Source organism: Corallococcus sp. CA049B (assembly GCF_003611685.1).
Taxonomy (GTDB): domain Bacteria; phylum Myxococcota; class Myxococcia; order Myxococcales; family Myxococcaceae; genus Corallococcus; species Corallococcus coralloides.
On the sequence record NZ_RAWC01000029.1, the window covers coordinates 29,841 to 55,064 of the forward strand.

General features: G+C 71.4%; 18 protein-coding genes. 4 read left to right on the forward strand and 14 right to left on the reverse strand.

The features are described 5' to 3' along the window. Positions 1-40: 40 nt before the first annotated feature. The gene (locus D7W82_RS09635) at positions 41-2,611 is read left to right on the forward strand and encodes a GAF domain-containing protein (protein WP_120618055.1); all 2,571 of its coding nucleotides are present in this window, start codon (positions 41-43) and stop codon (positions 2,609-2,611) included. Here the strand turns inward: D7W82_RS09635 and D7W82_RS09640 are convergent. The 5 genes from D7W82_RS09640 to D7W82_RS09660 form a co-directional block, all read right to left on the reverse strand. Continuing rightward, positions 2,608-3,624, reverse strand: coding sequence for a hypothetical protein (locus tag D7W82_RS09640; RefSeq protein WP_120618056.1), 1,017 nt, complete (start codon positions 3,622-3,624; stop codon positions 2,608-2,610). The two genes, D7W82_RS09635 and D7W82_RS09640, sit on opposite strands and share 4 nt — an antisense overlap. Then, positions 3,621-4,253, reverse strand: coding sequence for a hypothetical protein (locus D7W82_RS09645; protein WP_120618057.1), 633 nt, complete (start codon positions 4,251-4,253; stop codon positions 3,621-3,623). The genes D7W82_RS09640 and D7W82_RS09645 overlap by 4 nt, the downstream gene beginning before the upstream one ends. Before the next feature lie 11 nt (positions 4,254-4,264). Continuing rightward, entirely contained in the window at positions 4,265-5,992 is a 1,728-nt protein-coding gene (locus D7W82_RS09650; protein WP_147439276.1) for a hypothetical protein, read from the reverse strand. A gap of 23 nt (positions 5,993-6,015) precedes the next feature. After that, complete coding sequence (locus D7W82_RS09655; protein ID WP_120618059.1) at positions 6,016-6,561, reverse strand: hypothetical protein; 546 nt, start codon at positions 6,559-6,561, stop codon at positions 6,016-6,018. Between the two features lie 90 nt (positions 6,562-6,651). Then, complete coding sequence (locus D7W82_RS09660) at positions 6,652-8,688, reverse strand: alpha/beta fold hydrolase (RefSeq protein WP_120618060.1); 2,037 nt, start codon at positions 8,686-8,688, stop codon at positions 6,652-6,654. Between the two features lie 275 nt (positions 8,689-8,963). On the opposite strand from D7W82_RS09660, the gene D7W82_RS09665 reads away from it, so the two are divergent. Further along, positions 8,964-10,523, forward strand: a complete 1,560-nt coding sequence (locus D7W82_RS09665; RefSeq protein WP_120618061.1) for a DUF4397 domain-containing protein — start codon at positions 8,964-8,966, stop codon at positions 10,521-10,523. Positions 10,524-10,526: 3 nt separating this feature from the next. Here the strand turns inward: D7W82_RS09665 and D7W82_RS09670 are convergent, their stop codons facing one another. From D7W82_RS09670 to D7W82_RS09680, 3 genes are all read right to left on the reverse strand, one after another. Next, on the reverse strand, positions 10,527-11,192 hold the full coding sequence (locus tag D7W82_RS09670) for a hypothetical protein (RefSeq protein WP_120618062.1): 666 nt from the start codon (positions 11,190-11,192) through the stop codon (positions 10,527-10,529). 159 nt (positions 11,193-11,351) lie between these two features. Next, on the reverse strand, positions 11,352-14,933 hold the full coding sequence (locus D7W82_RS09675; RefSeq protein ID WP_120618063.1) for a M1 family aminopeptidase: 3,582 nt from the start codon (positions 14,931-14,933) through the stop codon (positions 11,352-11,354). Next, positions 14,930-15,853 (reverse strand): ABC transporter ATP-binding protein, encoded by a 924-nt coding sequence (locus tag D7W82_RS09680; RefSeq protein ID WP_120618064.1) that lies wholly within the window; start codon positions 15,851-15,853, stop codon positions 14,930-14,932. The genes D7W82_RS09675 and D7W82_RS09680 overlap by 4 nt, the downstream gene beginning before the upstream one ends. Positions 15,854-15,959: 106 nt before the next feature. Here D7W82_RS09680 and D7W82_RS09685 point away from each other — a divergent pair, with 106 nt between their 5' ends. Continuing rightward, entirely contained in the window at positions 15,960-16,490 is a 531-nt protein-coding gene (locus D7W82_RS09685) for a hypothetical protein (RefSeq protein ID WP_147439277.1), read from the forward strand. Here the strand turns inward: D7W82_RS09685 and D7W82_RS09690 are convergent. After that, positions 16,399-17,715 carry a FadR/GntR family transcriptional regulator gene (locus D7W82_RS09690; protein ID WP_370450966.1) on the reverse strand — a complete coding sequence of 439 codons (1,317 nt, stop codon included), beginning with the start codon at positions 17,713-17,715 and terminating at the stop codon, positions 16,399-16,401. The genes D7W82_RS09685 and D7W82_RS09690 overlap by 92 nt on opposite strands. Before the next feature lie 1,075 nt (positions 17,716-18,790). Here D7W82_RS09690 and D7W82_RS09695 point away from each other — a divergent pair. Beyond that, positions 18,791-19,003, forward strand: a complete 213-nt coding sequence (locus tag D7W82_RS09695; RefSeq protein ID WP_120618066.1) for a hypothetical protein — start codon at positions 18,791-18,793, stop codon at positions 19,001-19,003. Positions 19,004-19,007: 4 nt separating this feature from the next. Here D7W82_RS09695 and D7W82_RS09700 read toward each other — a convergent pair whose 3' ends face one another. From D7W82_RS09700 to ureG, 5 genes are all read right to left on the reverse strand, one after another. Then, a complete protein-coding gene (locus D7W82_RS09700; protein WP_120618077.1) occupies positions 19,008-20,585 on the reverse strand; it encodes a response regulator in 1,578 nt (525 codons plus the stop codon). 182 nt (positions 20,586-20,767) lie between these two features. Beyond that, positions 20,768-21,133, reverse strand: coding sequence for a VOC family protein (locus D7W82_RS09705; RefSeq protein WP_120618067.1), 366 nt, complete (start codon positions 21,131-21,133; stop codon positions 20,768-20,770). Between the two features lie 33 nt (positions 21,134-21,166). Next, entirely contained in the window at positions 21,167-21,940 is a 774-nt protein-coding gene (locus tag D7W82_RS42165; RefSeq protein WP_120618078.1) for a helix-turn-helix domain-containing protein, read from the reverse strand. Further along, a complete protein-coding gene (locus tag D7W82_RS09715; RefSeq protein WP_370450968.1) occupies positions 21,940-24,417 on the reverse strand; it encodes an ATP-binding protein in 2,478 nt (825 codons plus the stop codon). Before D7W82_RS09715 ends, D7W82_RS42165 begins: the two co-directional genes overlap by 1 nt. A gap of 74 nt (positions 24,418-24,491) precedes the next feature. Continuing rightward, complete coding sequence (gene ureG / locus D7W82_RS09720; protein ID WP_120618069.1) at positions 24,492-25,211, reverse strand: urease accessory protein UreG; 720 nt, start codon at positions 25,209-25,211, stop codon at positions 24,492-24,494. Between the last annotated feature and the right edge of the window lie 13 nt (positions 25,212-25,224).

Sequence of the window (25,224 nt, forward strand, 5' to 3'; positions counted from 1 at the left end):
GGGGCGTGCTCCCATGGCGGGCGCAACGGGGGGACGTGGCATGACGATGGTCGCAACCAGGCTGGGGGAGGCGCGGCAGTACGGGGCGCGGCTTCCGGAGATTGAAGAGCGGCTGGCGCTGCTGGCGGAGGCCTCGCGGGTGCTGGCGGACGCGTCGCTGGAGCCCCCGGCGGTGATGGAGCGGCTGTGCGGGTTGGTGGTGCCCCTGCTCGGCTCCGCGTGCGCGCTGCGGCTGTTGTCGGAGGACGGGCTGTGGCTGCGCACGGTGGCGTCGGCGGCGGCGGTGCCGGAGGCGCGCGTGCGGCTGCAGGCGCTGTTCTCCCAGCGGGTGCGCGCGGACGAGGGCGTGGCGGCGGAGGTGCTGGACACGGGCGTGGCGCAGGGAGTGGAGGCGGTGCTGGTGCTGCCGCTGCGGGCCCGGGGGCGTCCGCTGGGGACGCTGACGGTGTGGCGGGAGGCGCCGGAGCCGGCGTCGTTCGAGTCGGGAGAGCAGCTGCTGCTCCAGGAGCTGGCGGACCGGGCGGCGCTGGCGCTGGACGTGGCGCGGGCGTACGCCTCCGAGCGGCAGGCGCGGCAGGCGGCGGAGGTGGCGGCGGGGAGGCTCGCGCGGCTGCAGCACGTCACCGCGGAGCTGTCGGAGGCGCTCACCGCGGCGCGCGTGGCGGAGGTGGTGCTGGAGCAGGGCCTGGCGGTGGCGGACGCGAAGGCGGGGGCGCTGTGGGGCGTGGCGCCGGACGCGACGAGCGCCTCGCTGCTGCGCTGCGCGGGCTGCACGCCGGACGCGGCGGAGCGGCTGAAGCGGATGGCCCTGGAGGGGGACTCGCCGGTGGCGCGGGTGCTGCGCGAGTCGCGGCCGGTGTGGCTGACGGCGGAGGACGCGCTGTCGGGGTCGGAGCGGCCGGCGAACTCGTCCGCGTGTCTGCCGCTGGTGGCGGACGGGCGGGTGCTGGGGGCGCTGGTGTTCACCTTCGGCCTGCCGCACGGGTTCGACGACGACGAGCGGGCCTTCCTCCAACTGGTGGCGCACCACGCGGCGCAGGCGCTGGCGCGGGCGCGGCTGCTGGAGCGCGAGCAGCGGGCGCGGGCGGCGCTTCGCGAAGCGCACGGGACGCTGGAGGCCATCATCCAGGCGAGCCCCACGGCCATCATGCTGTTGGATCCGGACGGCACGGTGCGGCTGTGGAATCCGGCCGCGGAGCGGATGCTGGGGTGGACGGCGGAGGAGGTGCTGGGGAAGGTGCTGCCTGCCGTGCCGCCGGAGCACTGGGAGGCGTTCCGCCAGGGCCTGGAGCGCGCCACGCGGGGCACGGTGCTGGATGGCGCGCCGCTGGCGGCGCGGCGGCGCGACGGTGGCGCGGTGCAGGTGGCCATGTGGACGGGGCGCGTGCACCCGGCGAGCGGCCCACCGCAGTGCCTGAGCGTGATGGTGGACATCACCGAGCGCCAGCGCGGCGAGGCGGCGCAGCGCTTCCTCGCGGAGGCCGGCGGGGTGCTGGCGGGGAGCCTGGAGGAGGAGGAGACGCTGGAGCGCGTGGCGCACCTGGCGGTGCCGCAGTACGCGGAGGCCTGCGGCGTGTTCCTGGAGGACGAGTCCGGCGGCGTGCGCTGCGTGGCCACGGCGGGCGTCGAGGACGGAGAGGTGCCGCCCCCGGGGCTCCCGGTGGTGGAGCGGGTCATCCAGTCCGGGAGGCCGGAGTCGCGCTCGGGGCTGTCGCAGGGGGACCCGGCGTGCGCGCGGGCGGGCGGGACGTGCGCGTACCTGTGCGTGCCGCTGCGGGTGCGAGGCCACACGCTGGGGGCGCTGACGTTCGTCACGTCCAAGGGGGCGTATGACGCGCAGGACCTGGCGCTGGCGCAGGAGCTGGCCCGGAGGGCGGCGCTGGCGCTGGACAACGCGAGCCTCTACCGGGACGCGCGCCAGGCCATCCGCCTGCGCGAGGAGTTCCTGTCCATCGCGAGCCATGAGCTGAAGACGCCCATCAGCGCGCTGCAGCTCCAGGTGCAGAGCCTGCTGGCGGGGCTGAACCGGTCGGGAGCGGCCTTCGACCCGGAGCGGCTCAAGCGCGGGCTGGAGCGCGTGGACCGGCAGGTGAAGCGGCAGACGCTGCTGGTGAACGACCTGCTGGACGTGTCTCGGTTGAGCGCGGGGAAGCTGGAGCTGGTGCTGGAGCCCCTGGAGCTGGGGGCGCTGGTGCGCGAGGTGGCCGAGCGCTTCGAGCAGGAGTACGCGCGCTCGGGCACGCCGCTGGAGCTGTCGCTCGCGCCGGAGGTGGTGGGCCAGTGGGACCGGCTGCGGTTGGATCAGGTCTTCACCAACCTGTTCTCCAACGCGCTGAAGTACGGGCGGGGCAACCCGGTGCACGTGTCGCTGGAGGTGGAGGCTGACCGGGCCCGGCTGCGGGTGAAGGACGGCGGCATCGGCATCGCGAAGGAGCACCTGCCGCGCCTGTTCCACCGCTTCGAGCGCGCGGTGTCCGAGCGCAACTACGGCGGCTTCGGGCTGGGGCTATGGATTGCCCGTCAGATCGTGGAGGCGATGGGCGGCCACATCGAGGTGGAGAGCGTCCTGGGCGAGGGCTCCACGTTCATCGTGGAGCTGCCGCGGGGCTAGCGGTGGAAGGCGGGGAGCCCCTCCGCGATGAAGCCGCAGCCGCGCTGGGATTCGCGGCGGTGGAGGACGTGGCAGCGCTCGGGGGTGGGGCAGTCGGTGTCGCGGGTGCAGGGCTGGAAGCAGTAGCCGCTGGTCTCGTCGCAGGTGAGGCCCTTCGCGCAAGGGGCCTGGTCATCACAGCGGGTGCGGCACTCGAAGGCCTCGGTTTCGAGGGTGGGCTCGGCGAAGCCGCGCAGGCAGTCCTGGTTCGCGGCGCAGGGCGCGTCGTCCAGGCAGGCGGGGCCCACGAAGGGGCGGCAGATGGGCACCTCGCCTGGGTAGTCCGTCTCGCAGCGTTCGCCTTGCGGACAGGCGCGGTTCCGGCAGCTGGGGACGCAGGCGCCGCGGACGCGGTAGGGATTGGGGGCGCACTCGGCGCCGGCGGCGCAGGCGTCCGGGTCGTGCACGTCGCACGGGGGGCCGCAGAACTCGTGGACGCAGAGGAGCCCCGGCGCGCAGCGGCCTGCCAGCTCACGTGCGTACCCGGTGCACCGGTCCCCCGCGCGCAGCTCCCCCTTCGGCACGCAGCGGCGCAGGGCCTGGCCTGACGCCGAGGTGTCCACGGGGTGGCAGGTGTCGGACGGGGTGCAGTCCGACGCGTCGTCACAGAAGCGGTGCAGGGGCTGGCAGTCGCGGAAGCCGAAGTCCGGGTGATGCGCGCACACGGTGTCGGCGGGGCACGCGTCGTCCGAGTCGCAGCGGTCCTCGCAGGCGAGCGAGCCCTGGGTGTCCGCGTGGCAGTTGGATGGGACGTGGGTGAGCCGGATGCCGTTGCTCAGCACGACGACGTCGGGAGGTTCGCTCCCTTCGCCGTCCAGGTCGTCGCCGGATTCGAGGCGCAGGCGGACGGGCTCGTCCGACAGGTCCGCCTGCGCGGTGAGGTCCGGTCCGGGCCACGCGAGCCACACGCCCGTGCCCACGGCGGTCACGAGCGCGGTGAAGGCGATGAGGAGGCAGAGTTTGCGCGGAGTCACAGGTCGAGCACCTGCTGCATCCAGCGCTGACTCTCCGCGTCCCGGGTCACGAGTCCGTCGAAGCGGCCCGCGCGCATCATCTCCACGAGGGCCGTGTCCTGCGCGACGCGTTCGGGTTCGAAGCGTGGGAAGTCCATGTCATCCCATGTCTCCGGCGAGGGCGTTGTCCCCATCGCGACGCTTTCGATGCTTCGAGCATAGGCATCGAAGAAGCGGTCGAGGTTCGATGCAACCGGCAGGACTTCCTTCTCGATGTGGTCATCAATGAAGACAACGGGTTGCAGCCCCTGTGAGTCCGCCAGTCCGGGCACGAGCGCGAACCGATACGCCAGACTGGGGACCTGCCCAAACACGAGACACGAAGGGAAAGGAGCCGCCCCCTGCTCCCGGAGCGTCCTGTTGATGGCCACCACTCCGTGCGCTCCTTCCGGGGCGTAGAGGACAAGCTCCGCCAGCCGCGCGTCCCCTACCCGCCTGAAGACGGCTGCGAGCAGGGGATCCAGGGGCTGCCCCGGGAACAGCTCCCGGCCCGTCGAGTCTTCCGTGGAGGCAATCCCCAGCCGCAACGGCAGCCGCTGTTCGCGGCACCGTGCCATCAGACGCTCAAGCCCCTTGAGTGAGGACTCCATCCACGCTCCCTTCACCGCTCCAGCAGCCCCTTCACCGCACGGAGCGCATTCTGCTCCGCGGTCGCGAGCGCGGAAGCGGATTCCGCTGGAACGTGGATGCGATGGAACCACGAACCATATTGCTGATCGATCACCCGGGAGAGCGCTTCCACCTGTCTGTTGTCCAGTCGCTGCGCTTGTTGCCCCACGGACTCCCAGACCCTGTTGATGCTCCGGTGCACCGTGCGCTCGAGGGCGACCAGGTTCGTGCCCTGGTTGATGTCCATGCGCGGGAACAGGCGCGCATACTCCAGGGGGATGCGGTGGTGGATTTCATATTCCTCCATCCTCAACGGTCCCAGCTCCCGGGCGAGCCGGGGGTTCACGGTTTCGAAGTACTCACGCCGCGCCCATTGCCGGAGCCGCTTCTTCGCCTGCCGGTCGAGTGGCTCATGCAGGGCCTTCTCCGCCCGAGCCAGGATGTGCCGCAGCTCGGCCTGCTCTCCGGCCTCGAGCGCCACCAGTCCCTCTGCCTCCACCTTCATCCAGATGCGCTGGAGGGCCTCGCGCTCTGCGGGCGGCGTGCGGATCAACACCGTGCGGAACCACTGCGCGGCCTTCGCCCCGCCCCTCCCCAGCACCGCGACCACCGTGGGCGCGACGGCCTCCATCGCGCCGAGCGCGCCCTTCGCGATGAAGCCTCCCACGTACCAGTACGCGAGCTGCTCGAAGGACCACACACCCGCGAGGCGCGCACGGTCCCGCACCTCCTCACGCCAGTGCCGGAGGATGTCCTCCTGCATCGCCCGGTACTCCCTGGCGATGTCCCGCATCTCCTCCGCAGGCGCGGAGGGTTCGAGCGTCGCCGCCGCCACCACCCGCCAGCGCGGCTCGGCTTCACCGCGCACATGCCGTCCCTCCAGCTCCACCTCGACCGTGCGGCTCCCCACCGCGTTCGCGAAGGGCAACAGCGCCTGCACCACCGGCATGCGCAGGTCCGCGCTCCCGGGAGCGGTCCTCCGGCCCGAACCCTCCTGGACCTCGAAGACGCCCAGCGCTACTTCAGGATGCAATCGCAGTCCTTCGAACTGGAGCCGTGCCCGCTCATGCACCCGGCCCTCCCAGGGCACGCGAGACGCGGGCAGCAGTTGCCGGGCCACCGTCAGCGCATCCGACACCAAGGGCCCGGATGCGCCCGGCAGGGATTCAGGCACCGTTCGCGCATGGACCGCGACCGGGCCGCGGACCGTCTCCAGGTCGAAGCGCCAGCGCTCCAACCCACGCTCCAGCGTGAAGCGCAGACGCCGTGGCTTCACGCCCACCAGCGTGGACAGGCTCCGCGTCAGCTCGCGGGAGAACCCGCTCCACTCCACGGTCGCACCGGCGCCCTGGCCCGTCGCCGTGCGCCGGAAGGACAACAGCGTCAGCGCACCGCCGTGCACCTGGTAGTCGAAGGTCCACGCCTCGCCCGGAGCTCCGCGCGCCCCCGCGACCTCCCAGAGCTCACGCACCACCCGGGCCGCTTCCGCCTGCCGGGCGCGCTCACTGCCCACGGGCGAAGCGCGCTCCAGCGCTCCCTCTCGCGTGAAGCCGAGGCCCGCGCGTTCGGCCGGGGTGTCGTCACCCGTCGCCGCTTCGAACGACTCCTGCTCGAAGGCCCCATCGCTCGCGCACGCGGCCAGCGCGAACACCCACAGGAGTCCCAGCACCGGCGGCACCCGGTGCCAGGACGCCTCTCCACGGGAAACGGAACGCGTCATCGCGTCCCGAGCCTACGGGGAAACTACAGCGCCAGGAGCAGCAGCGACGCCTGCTCCGCGGGCGAGGCCGCGAGGAAGGCGTCCGGCAGCGTGATGACCGTGGGCGGCATGAACGAGCGGTCGCAGCTGCGCTTCCCCTCGTAGGTGCGGCCCTCCTCCTTCGCCTTCAGCCGGTACGTGCAGTCGCGCACGTACACCGTCAACTCCCGCGGCGACAGCGTCAGGTTGACGGGGCGCCCGTAGAAGCCGCCCTTCGCCTTCACCGCGTCGCCTTCCTTCTTCACGTCCAGGTTCACCACCGCGGTCCCGATGTTGCCCTTCACCTTCTCGTCCTCCAGCTTCAGCGTCACCGGGGCGTCCGCCACGCGGCCTCGCAGCTCGCCTGGAAGACGGGACACCTGGAACTCGGGCCCCGTGACGTTGTCCGGCGTCATCCGCAGGTTGAACTGCGTCCGCGCGACGCTGAAGCCGATCTGGTCCTGCTCCGAGGACGCCCACGCTCCGCCCACACCCGCGAGTACCGCCAACACTCCCACACCCCGACGCAATGACTGGCTGTTGCGCTTCATGGATAGGACTCCCCTCGCTGACATGGACAATGTGTAACGTCCCCGGGGCGGCGACATATCGGCCGCGCCCGGGTCTCTCCGAAGTGGGGGCTACCTTCCGCCCGCTGCCCCGCTCCCCTGCCCTGCCGCCGGGCCCAGCAGGTGCTTCTCGAAGAACATCAGCGCCGTCGTCTGGACCATGTCCCGGTTGGTCTTCTTCTGGAACCCGTGCCCCTCGTCCGTGGCCAGCAGGTACCAGACGTCCGAGCCCTTCTTGCGCACCGCCTGGACGATCTGCTCCGCCTCCGACTGCGGCACGCGCGGGTCGTTGGCCCCCTGCTGCACGAAGAGCGCCGCGCGGATCTTGTCCACCGACCCCAGCGGGGAGATGCGCTCCTGCACCTTGCGCACCGCAGGGTCGCGCTCGTCGCCGTACTCCGCGCGCCGCAGGTCCCGCCGGTACGCCTGCGTGTTCTGCAGGAACGACGGCAGCGACGAGATGCCCACCACGTCCACCGCCGCCTTGATGCGCTCCGGGAAGAACGCCGCCGTCGCCAGCGTCATGTAGCCGCCGTACGAGCCGCCGTAGATGCCCACCCGCGACGCGTCCAGCTCCGGCCGGGAGGCGACGAAGTCCAGCGTGGCCCCGATGTCCGCCAGGCTCGCCTCGCGCTTCACGCCGTCATCCATGGCGCGGTACGCCTTGCCGTACCCTTCCGAGCCGCGCACGTTGGGCAGGAGCACCGCCATGCCCAGCTCCTTCACCATCAGCTGCGTCTGCGTGCTGAAGATGGGCTGGCTCTGGCCCTCCGGGCCGCCGTGGAACATCACCACCACCGGCACCTTCCCCTTCGCGTTCTTCGGCAGGTACAGGAACGCCGGCACCTTCACGCCGTCCGTGGACGGGTAGCGCACCAGCTCCGGCTCCACGAACGTCTCCGGATCCAACCCGCCCACCTCCGAGCGCGTCCAGCGCGTGGTCTTCTTCGTCCCCAGGTCCACCGTGAAGATGTCCAGCGGCACGCGCGCCGACGTCAGCGAGAACGCCACGCGGTCCGACCGCCTGGCCGGGAAGCGGACCTGCGAAAGCACCCCGCGCGGCGTCTCCACCGGCGACAGCGCCTGCGTGCGCGTGTCCAGCAGGTACAGCCGGCCGAAGCCCTCCTCGTTGATGGCCACCGCCAGCTTGCGCCCATCCGGAGACAGCTCCAGGTGCTGCACGTTCCAGCGCACCGACTTCGTCAGCGACGGCGGCGCGGCCGGGGGCGCGCCCGTGAGCGGCAGCCGGTACACCTCCGCGAAGTCGCTGTAGCGGTCCGTGGCCACGTACACGCCCTGCCCGTCGTGCGTGAAGACGGCGGCGTCCACGCTGCCTTTGCCCTCCTTGGGCGTGAGCTGCGTGCGCGTGTTCGTCTTCACGTCCACCACGCTCAGGTCCGCGTCGTCCGCCGCGCGGAACTGGCGCACCAGCAGCTTGGAGCCGTCCTGGGAGAACTCCAGCGGCGCCCAGCTGCCCTCCACCTCCGTCACCCGCTTCGCCTGCTTGGGGTCCGCCGTGGGCGCCACGTACACGTCGGTGTCCTTGCCGTTGCGCCCCGTGCCCGCGTACGCGAGCCAGCGCCCGTCCTTCGACACCACCAGCTCCTCATGCCGGCTCTTGCCGTCCGTCAGCAGCTCCGAGCGGCCCGTGCGCCGGTCCAGCTTGAGCACCTGGTAGAACTCTCCGCCGCCCGTGTCCTGCAGGTAGAAGATGACCTGAGGGTTGCCCGGCAGGAAGCGCGCCCGGTTGATGGGCTCCTTCGTGAAGGTGAGCTGCGTGCGCGAGCCCAGCGGCATCTCCACCAGGTGCAGCTGGTTGACGTCCGCGAAGCGCGTGGAGATGAGCACCTGCTGGCCATCCGCGCTCACGTCCAACAGCTGCGCGGAGCGGGACTCCAGGTACTGCTGCACGCGCTGGGAGAGCGCGGGCGGCACCTGCGGCACGCCGCTCACCCACAGGTTGGGCAGGCCGGGCAGCGGGGCGATGCCGGGGACGGCGGACGGTGCCTTCGCGGCGGCGGCCGGCGCGGGGGGCGTCTTCGATGGCGCAGGCGCGGGCGTCTGCGCCGTGAGCAGGGACACGATGAGCGGAAGGGACGCGAGGTTCATGGTGCCGCCGACCCTACCAGCGCCGTCGTGTTCCCCGGCATCCACGCGCGCCATTCCCTCCTCCTCGCGCGATGATGCGTTCTGAACAGGGGATGGCCCGGGCCGGGTGATGCACCGCGGCGGCCGGGCGACCGTGACGGTGCGGCAGGTGATCGCCCTCTCGGCCCTCATGAGAGCCTCCGCGCCCGTGATGCCCGGGACTTGCGACGTGCGCCGGTGCACAACGTCGCGGGCGGACAGTGGCCCTTGCGTGGGGGTTCGCCCGCGTGGGGGTGATGCCCACCCTTACCCCTGTCGACATCGGCGCCGAGCCGCGTCCGCGGCCCGCCGAGGAGGGGGACTTCGACATGGCCTGGATGCGGGGGAAGACACTGCTCGTCGTCGCGCTCACGTCGCTGGGGGTGTTCGCGCCCGCGTGCGGCGGCGGCTCGGCGGAGGACTCCGGCACGCCTCCCACCCAGGATGGGCCGGTGCTCGTCCCGCCGACCCAGGCCCAGCTGCGCATCGTGCAGGCCGCGCCGGGCGCTCCCGCGATGGACGTGTACCTCGCGGGCAACCCCACGCCCGTGGCCCGGGCCGTGGCCTATGGCGCCACCACGCCCTACCTCACGCGCGACGCGGGCGCCGTCACCGTGGAGCTGCGGCCCACGGGCGCGGCGGCGGATTCGCGCCCCGTCGTGTCCCAGCCGGTGGGCATGGAGGCGGGGACGCGCTGGACGGTGGTGGCCGCGGGCGCCTTCGGGTCCTCGGACCCCGACGCGGCGATGCGCACGATGCTCCTGCGCGACAACACCGTGCCCGCTGACGGAGGCCAGACGCGCGTGCGCATCGTCAACGCCGGCACGGACGCGCCGACGGTGGACGTGGACCTGGGCAATGACGGCTCGGTGGAGGTGGAGTCGCTCGCGCGCTTCAAGGAGTCCGGAGAAGCCGCGCGGGTGCTTCCCTCCGGCGCCGCGTTCCAGGTGGGCCTGCGCACGGGCGGCCAGGCGCTGACGTCCTTCACCGTGCCCGCGCCCGGCTCCGGCACCGACACGCTCGTCGTCGCCACCGGCCTCATGTCCGCCCCGGCGCGCGCGGGCGACGGCTTCTCGCTGCTCACCGCGGGCCGCGACGGCACGCTGGCCATCCTCCGGCAGAACCCCACGGTGTACGTGCTGCACGCGTCGCCGGACGCGCCCGCGCTGGACCTCTTCGCCAGCGACCGCGAGCTGGCCGGGGGCCTCTCCTACGGCGCACTGTCCTCGCCGCTCCAGGTGCCGCCGGGCGCGTACACGCTGGACTTCTTCGCCGCCGCGGCCGGGACGGAGCGTCCCACGAGCGCGCCGGTGGTGACGGCGACGACGCCCACGCTCGTCCCGGGCGAGCGCTACCTGATGGTCGCCGCGGGCTACCTCGCTCCGCCCCGGCCGGCGGCGTCCGCCTTCACGCTGCTGCCCCTCACGGACCGCTTCGCGAGCGACCCGTCCAACCTGCGCCTGCGCTGGGTGCACGCCGCGGCGGACACGCCCGCCGTGGACGTGGGCCCGCTGGGCTCGGAGCGCCGCGTGCTGCCGGACGCGCCCTTCCTGGACGTGCCCTTCGCCTCCGCCACCGCGCAGGACGGCCTGCCGCTGCCCTCCAGTGGCACCGTCACGCTGGGCGTGGTGCCGTCCAACGACGCCAACCGCGCGCCGCGCACGAGCTTCTCCGTGACGCCCCAGCCGGACACGCGCGTCTTCGCCGTGGCCACCGACACGCCCGGCTCCGCGCCCGGAAGCTGGGACCTCCAGTTGCTGTGGGTGGACACCACCCGCACGCCGTGGACCGTGAGCACGCGGACGCACGGGCCCTGACCTTCAGAAGGCCCAGCCCACGTTGAGCAGGATGCGCTGGGTGAACAGCCACGTCGATTGGTGGACCCGCGTCAGCGCCGAAAGGCCGTTCTCGCCGGGGCGCACCACGTCGTAGGCGAGCGCCTCGCGGCGGGCCCCGAACCCCACGCCGCCCTGCACCGTGAAGCCGGGCTCCAGCACCACGCTGTAGCCCACGACCGCCGCCCCACCCACGGACCAGATGTCCGTGGAGTTGTCGATCAACGACCCTCCCTCGTCCTGGCTCGGCACCGTTTCACTCGTGTTGCGCCCCAGGCTCGCCTCCAGGCGCGGTGACACCCACAGGCCCTGGGGCGCCCGCCCCGTCAGGTAGAAGCGCACCGAAGGCTCGATGCCCAGCCGGTAGGAGCCGCTGTCGAACCCCTCCACGCCGTCAGCCTGGGTCTCATCAAACCTCGAGCGCACCTGGTTGAAGATCGCGGACACGCCCAGGCCCACGGAGAAGCGCTCCCCCATCACCCGCTCGCCCTCCAGTGACAGCTGACTCAGGCTCTGGAGGGGGACGGACACCGTCACCACGTTGCGCCGCTCCACCGGGAACGCCCCCGTGGTGACGGCCTCCTCCTGCGCGAACGCCGCCGCCGACACGAGCACCCACGACACGCCCAGCTTCCACTTCATCGCGACCATGTGATGAACCCCCGTCATGGAGCGGGCCCCCGAGGCCCGTCATGCGGAGGACACCCATCGCAATCGATGTGCCAGCCTGCTCACAGAGGGAGCGGCACGGCGGTGACGTCTGACCTCGTGACAACCTGTCCCCAGCGCGGGGACACGCATGTCACCGTGTCACGGCGGCGAGAGCTTCGCCTGGGCCTGCTCGCGGCGCAGCTGGAGCACGCGCACGTCCGGGTCCACGAGCAGCCGCTCCGGTTCGAACTCCGAGCGCAGCGTCACCTGCACGGCCTCACCGGCGCCGGGCTCCACGCGCGTCACGGCGTCCGCGGCCTCCGCGGGCACGGCGGACTCCCCGGCCTTCGTCACCGTCACCTCCACTGGCATGCGGCCCGTGCCCACGTTCGTCACCGTCGCCGTGGTCACCCACTGGCCGCCGTCCTTCGTCACGCGCGCGCCGGTGACGCGGTACTCGGGCACCACGACCTCGAAGAAGGCCTGACGGGTGAAGCGGTCGAACGCCTCGGGAGACGGCGCGAAGGGACGCATCACCGCGATGAAGTCCTGCAGCACCGGGTGGTCGGCGTTGTTCATGGATTGCTTCAGGAAGGCCTGGAGCCCCGCGTGCATCGCGTCGCGGCCCATCAGGTCCTCCAGCATCCAGAACGTCCAGCCGCCCTTCTCGTAGAGGACCACGGTGTCGCCGTCGCGCGAGTCGTCCAGCTTCACCAGCGGCTGCTCCGCGTCCACGCGCCGCTCCTTGCCGTAGCGCTCCTCCAGGCGCTTCGCGGTCTGACGGCGGGCCTCCTGCCCATCGAGCTGCTCGATGAGCTTCAGCGCCGAGTAGTGCGACATGCCCTCGGACAGCACGTTGCCGCCGGGCCCCTTGCCGGGAATGAGCAGGTTGCCCCACCACTGGTGCGCGGCCTCGTGCGCGGTGACGAGCAGCACCGCGTTCGACTCCGGCGTCGTGCGCGTGAGGAACCCGATGGACTCCGAGAACGTGATGTCCGTGGGGAAGCCCTGCGCGTAGGTGTCCAGGCCGGCGAACTCGGACAGCTTCAGCTCCGCCCATGGGAACGGGTGGAACCACTCCGAGTAGTACCGGCGCGCGGCCTCCAGCCCCCGCATCATCTCCGGCACGTTGTAGCCGTGCGCGGGGTCGTGGAACACGACCGTGCCCGCGCCGTCCACGCGGGTCCACCTCCCCGCGATGACGTTGAAGAAGCTCACCGGGTGGTCGCTGCGCCATACGGTGGTGCGCCGGCCGTCCTTCACCGTGTCGCTCTCGCGCACGCCCACGGAGTTGAGCGTGTAGGCCTCCGGGCCGCTCACGCGGATCCGGAACGGGAACGGCATGTTGCTGCCCCAGGAGGACTCCGTGGGCCCTTCGTGGAAGTCGTCCGGGTACACGCGCGGCTCGTATTTGTTCTCCTTCGGGTCGATGCCGCGCTCCTCCTCGTAGCCCACCACCGGCGCGAACGTGGGCGTCTCGCTGGTGAGCACCGCGCCGGACGGGAGGATGAACTCCTTGAACGAGCCGCCCGCGCGTGACACGCCAGCGGGCACGTGGCCCGCGTACTGGAAGCCCACCGTCACCTTCGCGCCGGGGGACAGCGGCGTGGGCGGCGTGAAGACATACAACCCGGCGCGGTCCTCCGGCGTCACGTCCTGGCCGTCCAGCGTCCAGCGCACGTCCGTCCAGCCGTCGCCGCCGCTCAAGGCGAAGCGCGGCAGCGCCACGGCGTGCCGGTTCATCAGCGTGTACGTGCCCTGCATGCGGAAGGCGCTCGCCTCCGGCTCCAGGTCCACGTCCAGGTCCACGTCCGTCAGCATGGGCTGCGGCGCGTCCTTCCACGTCGCCAGGTTCTTCTGCCAGTACTCCTTGGCGCGCTTCTTCGCCGCCGCGCCCTGGTGGCCCTGCCCCACGAGGATGCCCAGCCACGTCAGCGCCACCACCGGCACCGCCAGATACGGCGCCAGCCGCCACAGCCCGCGCGCGAGGCCCGAGGGCTTCAGTCCCTCCAGCGTCGTCACCGGGTCGCGGACGCGCCGGCCGTCCAGGCGCACCGCCAGCGCGGTGAAGAAGACCGCCCCGCCCAGCGCGGCCACGCGGTTGAGCACCAGCGCGGCCCGGTCCACCTGGAAGGCGCCCAGGTCGGTCCACCGCACCGCGTCCCACAGGGGCCAGTTCGTCACCCAGGTGAGGTCGCCTCGCACGGCGACGTAGCCGGTGAGGCCCAGCGCGGACAGCGCCAGCGCGTAGGTGCCGAAGCGGCCTCCCGTCACCGCGCGCGCGGCCAGGATGAAGCCCGTCCACAGGAGGAAGGTGGGGAACAGCAACAGGCCCCACACCAGGACATACGGCGTCAGCGACAGCGGCACCGTGCCCTGGGACACCTGCACCAGCGAGCCCGCGAGCGCCATGGCCACGAGCAGCGCCACCGCCACCAGGCTGTTCGCCAGCGCCTTGCCCAGCAGCACCGACAGCGTGCGCACGGGTGTCGCGTCGTGGATGGGCGCGAAGTGGGAGGCCTGCTCGCGCTCCAGCGACTCCACCACGTAGAACATCAACAACAGACACACGAGCACCGACGCCTGCCCCATCGTGCGCACCGCGAAGCGGCCGGGCACCAGCAGCAGGCTCGTGTCGAAGGGGCCCACCGCCGTGGCGCCCTGGGACACCATCTGCAACATCAGGAGGGGCAGGAACAGGTAGAGCCCCGGCTGCGATAGCAGGCCCCGCCCTTCCGCGCGCGTCACGGTCCACAGCCCCGTCCAGAAGCCCGGCGGACGGACGGCCATGCGCAGCGCGGACAGCGGTGCCTCCGCGTGCGACAGCGCCACCTGCGTGGGCGGCGCGTCGATGAGCCCGCTCTTGCGAGGGCTCTTCGTGCGCACCTCGCCCCGGAGCGCGCGGCGGAAGTGGCGTTCGCTCCAGGCCACCGCGCCCAGGCCCAGGGCCATGAGCACGAAGCGGCTGGTGACGAAGAGGGCGTCCAGGCCCACGGGCTGCGTGTTGTAGAAGTCCACGCCCCGGTCCACCTTGATCCACTCTTCCGTGAGCCACCGGAAGCCGCCGGGGTCCAGCGCCATCAGGAGCCGGTTCACGCGCGGATCCAGCCAGCCGGGGGACCAGTCCCAGAGGAAGAACGCGCAGAGGAAGAACAGCCCCACCGGCAGGAAGTAGACGGGCACCGCGCGGCGCGTGCGCTCGCCCGTGGCGAAGGCCGCGCCCGCCATGAAGACGATGAGCGGCAGGCCGAACCACACCGCGCCGCCCACGTAGTTCCCCCACGCGAAGGGCCCTCGGAACTCCGCGTCCGCGCCCGCCGGCACGACGTGGTGGAAGAAGACGAGCAGCCCCATCATCCACCCGAGCGCCAGCACATACGCGCCCAGCACGCCCGCGAACTTGCCCCACACGTACTCCGAGGGCGTCAGCGGCGTGGTGTGCAGGAGGGGCTGCACGCGGGCCTCGTCGTCGGAGATGACGGACATGCCCGCGCCCACGGACACGAAGAAGGTGAACAGCATGAAGGTGAGCAGCAGCACCGTCTGCGCGACGGCGAAGGCGCTGGTGATCCACGCCTTCTTGCCGCCCACCTCCGTGCTGCCCGCGTCGATGGTGACGTTGCCGGAGGACACGCCCCACACCACCAGCACCAGCAACACGAGCAGCACCCAGAACAAGGGGCGCCGGGTCTGGTGACGCCACTCGGTGCGCGCCACCCGCCAGAGCCGGGCCGCGTTCACGCTCCCACCGCCGGGGCGGATGCTGGAGCCGTGGGAACCTTGGGCTCGGGCGCGTCCTTCATCAGGAGGAGGTAGGCGTCCTCCAGCGTGGGCGGAGTGCGCTCGAAGCCGGGGGGCACGGGGGTGCCCTGGGCGGCGTGGATGCGCACGCGGTTCCTGCCCTCGAAGAGCACGGCCTGGGTGACGCGGTGGGCCTGCTGGAAGGCGGCCATGTCGGCCGGGGGGACGGTGCCCTCGAAGAGGGTGTCGTGGAGAGCGGCCTTCGCCTCGGTGGGGCTGGTGATGGCCATCACGCGGCCGTGGCGGATGACGGCGAAGCGAGGGCAGAGCATGGCCACGTCCTCCACGATGTGCGTGGACAGGAGCACCGTGCGCTCGTGGGCCACCTCCGCGAGCAGCCGGTAGAAGCGCTGGCGCTCCTCGGGGTCCAGGCCCGCGGTGGGCTCATCCACGATGAGGAGCTTCGGGTCGCCGGCCAGGGCCTGCGCGATGCCCAGCCGCTGCCGCATGCCGCCGGAGTATTCCTTCACCTTGCGCTTCGCCGCGAAGGTGAGGTTCACGCGCTCCAGCAGCTGGGCGCACAGGGCCTTCAGCCCTTGCGGTGCGGTGACGCCCTTGAGCTCCAGCAGGTAGCGCAGCATGTCCTGCCCGGAGAGGTACGGGTAGAAACCGAACTCCTGCGGCAGGTAGCCCAGGTGTGGGCGCAGCGCCTCCGGGTGGCGCACGAGGTCCAGGCCGTCGAGCATCACCTCACCGGAGGTCGGCTCCAGCAGGCCGGAGAGGATCTTCATCAGCGTGGACTTGCCCGCGCCATTGGGCCCGAGCAGCCCGAACATCCCCTTGGGGACGTCCAGGTCCACGCCACGAAGGGCCGTCACCGGGCCCGGATACACCTTCACCAGGTTGCGCAGGCTGAGCATGTGGCCCGTTCTACGCCGAAGCCGGGGTCTCCATTTCCAGCTTCATGCACGAAAGGGCACACCCCGCGTCCACGAGCGCACTCGCGCTGTGTTAGACAGCCAGGGCATGAACCTTCGACCTGTCTGTCTTTCCCTCGTGGTGAGCACCTTCGCCCTCCTGGGCTGCTCGGGTTCGACCTACCTCCACGGCAAGGCCCTGGAGCAGAACCAGTACCGGGGCTACGGCGAGTACCAGCCCGAGCGAGACAGCGCGGTGCTCACCCATGCGGCGGCGGTGAAGGACGCGGCGTCGGTCATCTTCCTGCAGGAGACGTTGCCGGAGGGCATCGAGATGACCTCCCACATGCTCCAGGTGAAGGACGGCTATTCGCACCAGTTGTTGGGCAAGCTGGCCTTCAGCCGGGGGCGGGTGGACTCCAAGCAGGACCTCATCGAGCACGTGAGGAAGGTGGCGCTGGCGGCGGGGGGCGATGCTGCCGTCGGCCTCTTCCTGCTCACGCCGGCCCACGACTACTCCCAGGCGCAGGCGGTGGAGGCGGTCATCCTCAAGCTGGACCCGCGCGTGCGCGCGAAGCTGCGTCCTGACGAGGCGACGGTGAAAGGCTCGTCGGCCGCCCCTGGCATTGAACAGCTCTGAGCAGGTCGCCTGGAGCGAGGGAACCCGATGCGGGCTGTCCCAGGAAATGCGTCACGGACCGCCAGAGACAAGCCACCCACCGCCTCATGCGGCCGTGAGTCGCTCCACCCTCCTCGAGCTCCGGCACACCCGTTTGTCCATGGGCGCGAGTGGGTGATGGTTCGGATTGAAGGCCGCCATCCGGAAGCGAAGCATCCCAACTTGTCCGACAGTCGGACAGGTTGCCCAAAGCAACTCCCAGCAAGTCAGTCCCGATGTCGGGTTCCGCGGGAGGGGCCTCCACAGGAAAGCACGGAGCAATCCCGAGCACCTGGATATCCCCACCGCCGAGTTCGCGCTCCTCGCCCAGGGGCTGTGCCTCCAGCGCCTCCTCCTGCCCGATGACTTGCGTGGGATCGCCGAGACGGCACTCCTGGGCGCAAGGCCGTGCCTCCGGCGCACCGTCCCGCGCGGTGGCTGACTTGGGGGCGCGGAGAAGGTCCTCCTGGGAGCATGGGGCCTCTGGAGACACAGGCCTCATGGGGACGGGAGCGAAGGCATTCAGCACGAGCTCATCGCGAGCCCTCAGCAGTGCCGGCAGCTCTTGCTGAAGTGCCTGCACGTCGCGCTCGTGCAGGATCGCCGTCACGCGGAATGCCCACTCGCGCAGCGCCTCTCCGCCCATGTGCGGCAGCAGTTGGGCTGCGCCTCCCATGAATGCCCGCTGCAGGGACTGAACGAGGAGCACGTGGCCGGGACGCGCCGCCACCCGCGCCGCCTGCCGCAGCAGCTCGAACTCCACCTGCGCGCAGGTTGCCCCTGACTCCCAGCGCGCCGCGTCCTGGAGCTGGAAGCACGTGCTCCCCAGCCGGTCCAGGTCGAGGTCCGAGGCCCTCGCGCAGCAATCAGCCAGAAGCTCCACCAGCACCTGCCGCTTGAGGCTGAAATAGCCCTCCAGGAGCCACCGGGCCTTCGGGTTGCGGGCGTCATGAAGCGCCAGGCCCAGGTTCTCCAGCGTCAGCGACTCATCCAGCGCCACCGCGCGCGTCTTGCGTCCGGAGCGCTGCACCACCAGGCCCCTCGCCGCCAGCCGTCGCAGCGCCTCGCGGATGGTGCCCCGGCACACCTCATAGCGGCGCGCCAGCTTCGCTTCCGAACCAAACTGCCCGCTCGGGTGCAGCCGCCCCAGCGCGATATCGCGCTCGATTTGCGCCTCCACATAGGCCACGAGTCCTCGCCGTTCCATCCCCATCCCCATCCCCATTCCTCGTTCCAGCATCGCCATCCAACCACAGGGGTCTGACATGGACGTGCGCGTACCTCGTTCTCATTGCCAACCAGAGGGGGCTCCCTCTGGGCCCGGGCGGCGAAAAACCTGTCCGACTGTCGGACAAGTTCGCGGGCCCCATGCGTCGAAAACCTGTCCGACTGTCGGACAGGTTTCTGGCCTGTGCGCCCGGCGGGGGGGCTCCGCCCGCGGACCCGCCTTTCTGGCCGCGCACGCACAACGTCGCGGTCCACCGCGAACTCCGCCAGGGCGAAACCTCGGCTTCATGTGGCTCGAACTTGTCCGACTGTCGGACAGGTTTCTGAGCTGCGCGCTCGGCGGGGGTCCGCTCCGTGGCCCCACCTTGTCGTCCGCGCGTACACGCTGTCTCGCCCCACCGCGAACTCCGCCAGGAAGCAACCTCGGCTTCATGTGGCTCGAACTTGTCCGACTGTCGGACAGGTTTTGAACATGCGTGCCCGGCGGGGGCCCTGTCCGTGACACCGACTTCTTCGTCCGCGCACGCATAACGTCGCGGGCTGCTGCTGAGCTCCACCGGGCGCGCGAGTTCGGATTCGTTTGGCTTGAGCCGGTCCGACTGTCGGACAGGTTTCTGGACTGAGCCCGGCGGGCGGCCCTGCTTGGTGGCTCCGCTTTTCGGCGGCTCAAAGCCTGCCGTCGCGGCCCTTCGCGGATCTCGTACGCCGCGCGTCCTCGCGAAGGACTTCCGCCTGTCGGTGGAGTTGAAACACTTCGGGTGACCTGACTCGTGCCGCGGGTCTCCGCGGCCGCCGGGCAGGTCCATGGCACCGGGCCCGTTTGAGGAGCGCGCTCGGGGCTGCGAGACTCACGGCCCTCATGGTTTCTTCCTTGCAGCAACTGCATGCACTCACGGACTGCGGTTCCTCGCGACCGCGCACGTCGTCGCGTACCACGTGTATCACCTGGTCTTCACCGGCACGGAGGCGCCGCCGGGACTGCATGGGCTGCTCGACAGTGGATACGTGAGCCGCGGCTGCCGGGTGAGGCGAGCCATGCGCTCTTCCTCCTGCACATGCCGGTGCTGTTCGCCTGGAAGGCCGCGCTCAAGCGGCTGGGTGAGCCGCCCACGTCCGCCTGGGCGGTGGCGGCGTTCGTCGTGGGCTCGGTGGGATTGAGCGTGCTCACGCATGAGCGCGTGGAGAAGCCGGCCCGGGCATGGATCCGCGACCGGTGGACGCGGCGAGGCACGGAGCAGCCCGTGGCGGGCCTCCAGCCCCGGGCGTGAAGTCCTATGCGCTCTTCGCCTGGGCCCGGCGATGCGTGCCACGCTTCACGGGCCCCAGCTGCGCGAGCACCCGGCCGATCTCCACCAACTCCACCGGCTTGACCAGGTGCAGGTCGAAGCCCGCCTCCTCACTGCGGGCCCGGTCCTCCGGCGTCCCATAGCCCGTGAGCGCGATGAGGTGCGCGTCCGACGCCACGCGCCCGCGCAGCTCCTGCGCCACCTGATAGCCGTCCAGGCCCGGCAGGCCGATGTCCAGGATGATGACGTCGTAGGTGCCAGGGGCCGCCATCGCGAGCGCCTCCGGGCCATCCTCGGCGACCGCGACGGTGTGGCCCCACAGCTGGAGCATCTCGCGCAGGCCCTCGCGCGCGTCGGGGTTGTCGTCGACCAGGAGGATGCGCCACTCGCCCCGGCGGGACTCGATGCGCTCCACGGAGGCCTCGGACCTCGCGTCGTCCGTGAGCAGCGGCAGCGTGATGGTGAAGGTGCTGCCCTGGCCCGGCCCCTCGCTGAAGACGTCCACCTGACCACCGTGTTCGGTCACGAGGTGGCGCACCAGCGTCAGGCCAATGCCCAGTCCGCCCCGGCTGCGCGCGAGGCCCGCGTCCAGCTGCGCGAAGAGCTCGAAGATGTGCTCCTGGTCCTCCGGCCGCAGGCCGATGCCGGTGTCCTGCACGGAGACGCGCACGCGGGAGTCCTCGGCCACGTGGGCGCCCACGGTGACGATGCCGCCCTCGGGTGAGTACTTGGCGGCGTTGTCGAGCAGGTTGGTGAAGACCTGCTCCAGCCGCGTCCGGTCACCGTCCACCCAGCAGGGCCCGGTGGGGAAGGCTTCCCGCAGGATGAGCCCGCGCTCCTCCATCACGGGCCGCGCGGCGGCGAGCGAGTGCTGCAACACGGTGTTGAGGTCCAGCTGGCCGCGGCGCAGGGCGTACTTGCCGCGCGTGATGCGGCTGACGTCGAGCAGGTCGTCCACCAGGTGACGCAGGTGGCGCACCTGCCGCTCGATGATGTCTCGGCGGCGCGCGTCGGCCTCGGACAGGCCGTTCGAGTCCTTCTGTCCGAGCATCTGCACCGCGACGGAGATGGCGGCCAGCGGGTTGCGCAGCTCGTGGGCGAGCATGGCGAGGAATTCGTCCTTCTTGCGGTCGGCCTCCTCCAGGCGGGCGGCGTTCGCCAGGGCCTCGCGCTCCACGCGCCGCAGGCGCAGGACGCTGTTGACGGTGGCGATGAGCTCTTCGGGGTCGAACGGCTGGGTGAGGTAGACATCCGCGCCAGCGCGCAGGCCCGCGACCTTCTTCTCCGCGGTGATGAAGGTGGCGGAGGTGTGGATGATGGCGATCTCGCGGGTGCGGGGGTCCTCCTTCAGGCGCCGGCACACGTCGTAGCCGCTCATGTCGGGAAGCTTCACGTCGAGCACGATGACGTCGGGGCGCGCATCGAAGGCGACCCGCAGTGCTTCCCCTCCGGTGACCGCCTCCAGCATGCGATAGCCCGCCTGGCGCAGCGAGAAGGTCCCCAGATAGAGGCTCGCGGGCGTGTCGTTGACGTGGAGGACGGTGGCGGTGGCGGTAGCGAGCACGGGCGACATTCCCAGGGAGGAGCCGATCCGGTTTCTACCGCGCGCCAGGACGGCAAGCGATCCAGGAGCACTCCGCGACCCGCTCGCGCGTGCACCCGGCGTCCTGGCAGGACCGGGAGTGTTGGGGCCGCGACAGCTCGCGTGAACCACGACACTCCCCGCCCTCCCGTCGCTTCAGCGCCTCAAGGCTCCGTCCACACCGCCAGCTCGTTGCCCGTGGGGTCGGTGAAGTGGAAGCGCTTGCCGCCGGGGAAGGAGAACGTGTCCATCACGATGCGCCCTCCGGCCTCGCGCACCTTCGCCAGCGTCGCGTCCAGGTCCTTCGAATACAACACCAACAACGCGCCGCCCTTCGACGGCTCCCGCTCCTTGTCGAAGCCTCCGTTCAGCCGCCCGTCCATGAAGCTCGTGTAGTCCGGGCCGTAGTCCTCGAACCTCCAGCCGAACACGGCGCCGTAGAAGCGCTTCGCCTCCGCGATGTCCTTCGCGGGAAGCTCGATGTAGTCGATGCGGTGGTGCTGCTCTGCCTGCTGCGGTGCGGTGGACAGGGTGTGCCTCCTCGAAGTGGGAACACCCCCACCTTAGGCACCCGCCGCCTCCGGCGATTGGACGAATCCGACCTCCGCCTGCTCGCGCACGTACGCCCCCGGCGTCAGCCCCGTCAGCGCCCGGAATTCCCGCACCTGGTGCGCCTGGTCGTAGTACCCCGCCGCCAGCGCCCACTCCGCGCCCTCCAGCTCCCGCGACAGCTCCACCGCGTGCCGCAACCTCGCGATGCGGCACAGCACCTTCGGCGACAGTCCCACCGCCGCATGGAACCGCCGCTCCACCTGCCGCGCCCCCACCCCCATCACGCCCTCCAGCGAACGCACCGGCACCTGCCCCTTCGCCCCCAGGATGAGGTCCACCGCGTGCCGCACCCCTACGTCCGTCTCCTGCCCGGGCAGCCGGCCCAGCAGCAGCCGCTCCAGCAGGGCGAAGCGCGCCGCCATCCCCTCCACCGCGCCCAGCCGCTCCCGCCACTCGCGCGCCTCGCGCGGCCAGAGGTCCCCCAGCGCCACCTTCGCGTCCGTCAGCTCCAGCAAGGGCAGCCGCAGGAACGGCCGCGCGCCCCCGGGCCGGAAGCGCACCGCGACGAAGGATGCATGCGTGGACAACGGCACCACCTCGGCCGCCCGCATCGCCCCCACCACGCGCAGCCTCACCCCGTCCGTCAGGTCCACCAGGATGTCCAGGCACCCGTCCGGCAGCACCCGGTGCACCCCCACCGGCGCCGCTCCCGACAGCTCCAGCGCCCAGTAGCACTGGACGTACGGCGCCAGCGCCGCGCAGGGGCTCGCCTCCACGTAGCGCATCAGGCCGCGTCCGCGATGGCCGCGCGGGGCAGCCACACCGTGAAGCACGTGCCCTTCCCCGACCCCTCGCTGCTCGCCTGGATGCGGCCCCCGTGGCGCTCCACGATTTCGCGGCAGATGGCCAGCCCCAATCCCAGCCCTCCGGCGTAGTGCTCGGTCGCGTTGCGCGCGCGGAAGAAGGGCGTGAAGAGCTGCGGCAGGCTCTCCCGCGGAATGCCGATGCCCCGGTCCTCCACGTCCACCCGCACCCGCCCGTCCTCCTCGCGCACCCGCATGCACACCGGCGTCCCCGGCGGCGAATAGCGCAGGGCGTTCTCCACCAGGTTCGTCAGCAGTTGATCCAACCGTTGCTCGTCCCACCGGCCCACCAGCGGCCCGTCCGGGACGTCCAGGGACACCCATCCCTGGCGCTCCGGCCGCGTGGACTGGATGCGCTCCAGCACCTCGCGAGCCAGCGCGGTCAGGTCCATGGGCGCCACCGCCAGCGCGAATCTCCCGGACTGCAACCGCGACACGTCCAGCATGTCTCCAATCAGCCGGGTCAGCCGGTCCACCTGCCGCGTCAGCCGCTGGAAGGAGGCGCGCTGCCGCTCCGGCGTCAGCCCCACGCCGGACTCCGACTGGCGGATGAGCAGCTCCAGCGTGGCCTTCAGCGGCGTCAGCGGCGTGCGCAATTCGTGGCTCGCCATGGACAGGAACTGGTCCCGGATGGCGATGGCCTCACGCAACTCCTGCTGGGTCCGGTCGATGCGCGCCGCCATGTCGTTGAAGCCGTCCGTCAGCTGCGCGACCTCGTCGTCGCCCCGGGCCTGCACCCGCTGCTCCCCAGCGGGCGTGCCCAGCGCGGCGAAGCCGTCCCGCAGCGTCTCCAGCCGCACCGCCACGTCCCGCCCCACCCACTGCGACAGGAGCAGCGAGATGGCCCCCGCCAGCGCCGCGATGGCCACCACCCAGCCCCCCATGCGCGTCACCGGCGCGAAGGCCTCCCGCAGCCGCGCCGTCACCACCACCGTCCACTCCGTGTCCGGCACCTGCGCGTGCGCCACCAGCAGGCGGCTCCCGGACTCATCGAACGCCTCCCGCACGCCCTCCGGCGCCGCCAGCGCGTCCGGGGGCAGCAGTCCCAGCACGGGCGCCCGGGTGAGCACGCCGCCGAGGTCCGTATCGCGCAGCAGGATGCCGTCGCGCCGGTCGAACAGCTCCACGTGGTAGCTGCGCGAGGCCAGCGTCGACTGGAGGCCCAGGCGCTGCAGGGACAGCCCGCCCACCAGCACCGCGCGCTGGCCGTCGCCCAGGTCCACCCGCGTGGAGAGGACGATGAAGGGCAGCCCCGCGCGGGTGAGGAAGGGCCGCGACACCCACACCTCGTCGCCGCCGCTCACCGCCTGCTGGAAGTACTCGCGGTTCGCGTAGTTGCCGGCGAAGCGATTCAGCCGGTCGGAGGGCACCAGGGTCTCCCCGCTGGCGTCCAGCAGCCACGTCGCGTCGAACAGGCCGGTGCCGGTCAGCAGCTCCACCCGCTCGGACATCTCCTTGTGGTCCCCGGTGCGCACCGCCTCGATGAAGCCCGGGTCCCGGCTCTGCGAGCGCAAGAGAGCGCGCGCCATGGCCGCCGACTGCTCCAGCCACGCGGTCTCCGCCAGCACCGCCTGCCGCGCCTTGTCGCGCAGCTCCGCCGAGATGGCCCGCTGGGCTACGTACGACGTCACCGCCCCCACGCACAGGATGGGCAGCACCGACGCCAGGGCCATGCCGCGGAACAGCCGCCAGCGCACTCCGGACAGGGCCGGGAGCTGGCGCATCCGCCACAACAACAGACAGGCCAGGGACAGCACCGCGTACACGCCCATCCCGGCCCAGGAGCGCCGAGACCCCAGCGCGAGCGTCATGCTCAGGAACAGGACACTCAAGCTGCCCGCGGCGATGCGGCAGGCCTTTTCATGGCCGCGCCACAGCCCCACCGCCAGCAGCCCTCCCGTCGCCAGGAAGGCGCCGCCCATCAGCCGGATGAACGGACCGAACGCCAGCAGCGACATGCGGACGAAGCTGCTGGGGACCAGGACCATCAACCCGCCGAAGCTCAGCGCCACGCAGGCGATGAACACCGGCAGCAGGCCCCGCCCCTGGAAGCGGCGGGTCCGCTCCAGCAGCAGCAGTCCCGCGATCAGCGGGTACAGGATGAAGCCCGTGAGGCCCCGGGGCAGCACGGTGGCGGCCCACCAGTAGAACGCCACCGCCGCCAGGAAGAGCGCCCGGCCCAGCCACCCCACGAACGGAGGCCAGGTGGGGTACAGCATCGCGGCGAGCATCGTCGCCGAGCCCACCAGGAACAGGCTGCCGAGCGGGCGGACGTACGGGTAGATGAGCTGGAAGATGGCGGCCCCGAACTCGTAGGGCACGAAGACCATCGTGATGCCCACGACGAGTCCGAAGGCCGCCGCGAACCACTCCACCCGTGCCCGCTCAAGGATGCCCACGGGCGGCACACTACACGTCCCGCTCCGGCTGTCAGTGGCGGAGTGCGGCCCGGGACGGACCGTTCGTCCAGTCCCTATCTCCGCCGCCAGGCGTCGAGCAGATGCCCCACCACCGCGTCCACTCCCACGTCGTGCGTGACCTGGGTGAAGACGAAGGGGCCCTCGCCGCGCATCTTCCGGGCGTCGCGGTCCATCACGCCCAGGTCCGCGCCCACGTGCGGCGCCAGGTCCGTCTTGTTGATGACCAGCAGGTCCGACTGCGTAATGCCGGGCCCGCCCTTGCGAGGCACCTTGTCCCCGCCCGCCACGTCGATGACGTACACGGTGTAGTCCGCCAGCTCGCGGCTGTACTGCGCGGCCAGGTTGTCACCGCCGCTCTCCACGATGAGCAGCTCCGGGTGCAGCTCCTCCATCAGCTGCTCCAGCGCGAGCAGGTTGTGGCTGATGTCCTCGCGGATGGCGGCGTGGGGGCAGCCGCCGGTCTCCACCGCCTTGATGCGCTCCGGGGACAGGGCCTGGTTGCGCACCAGGAACTCCGCGTCCTCCTTGGTGAAGATGTCGTTGGTCACCACGCCCAGGCGGTATTCGTCGCGCAGCTTCTTGCACAGGGCCAGCACCAGCGCCGTCTTGCCGCTGCCCACCGGGCCGCCAATCCCAATCGTGAAGGCCCGCTGCGAGTAGTCACGCCGGTGCGGCTTGTCGCGCGCGTCGAAGTGGCCCGGGTGCTCCCAGTCCTCGTGCGTGTGCTCGTGCCCGTCCTGCCCATGGCCGCGGTGGTCGTCGTCGTCGTGCATGTCGCGCTTCCCC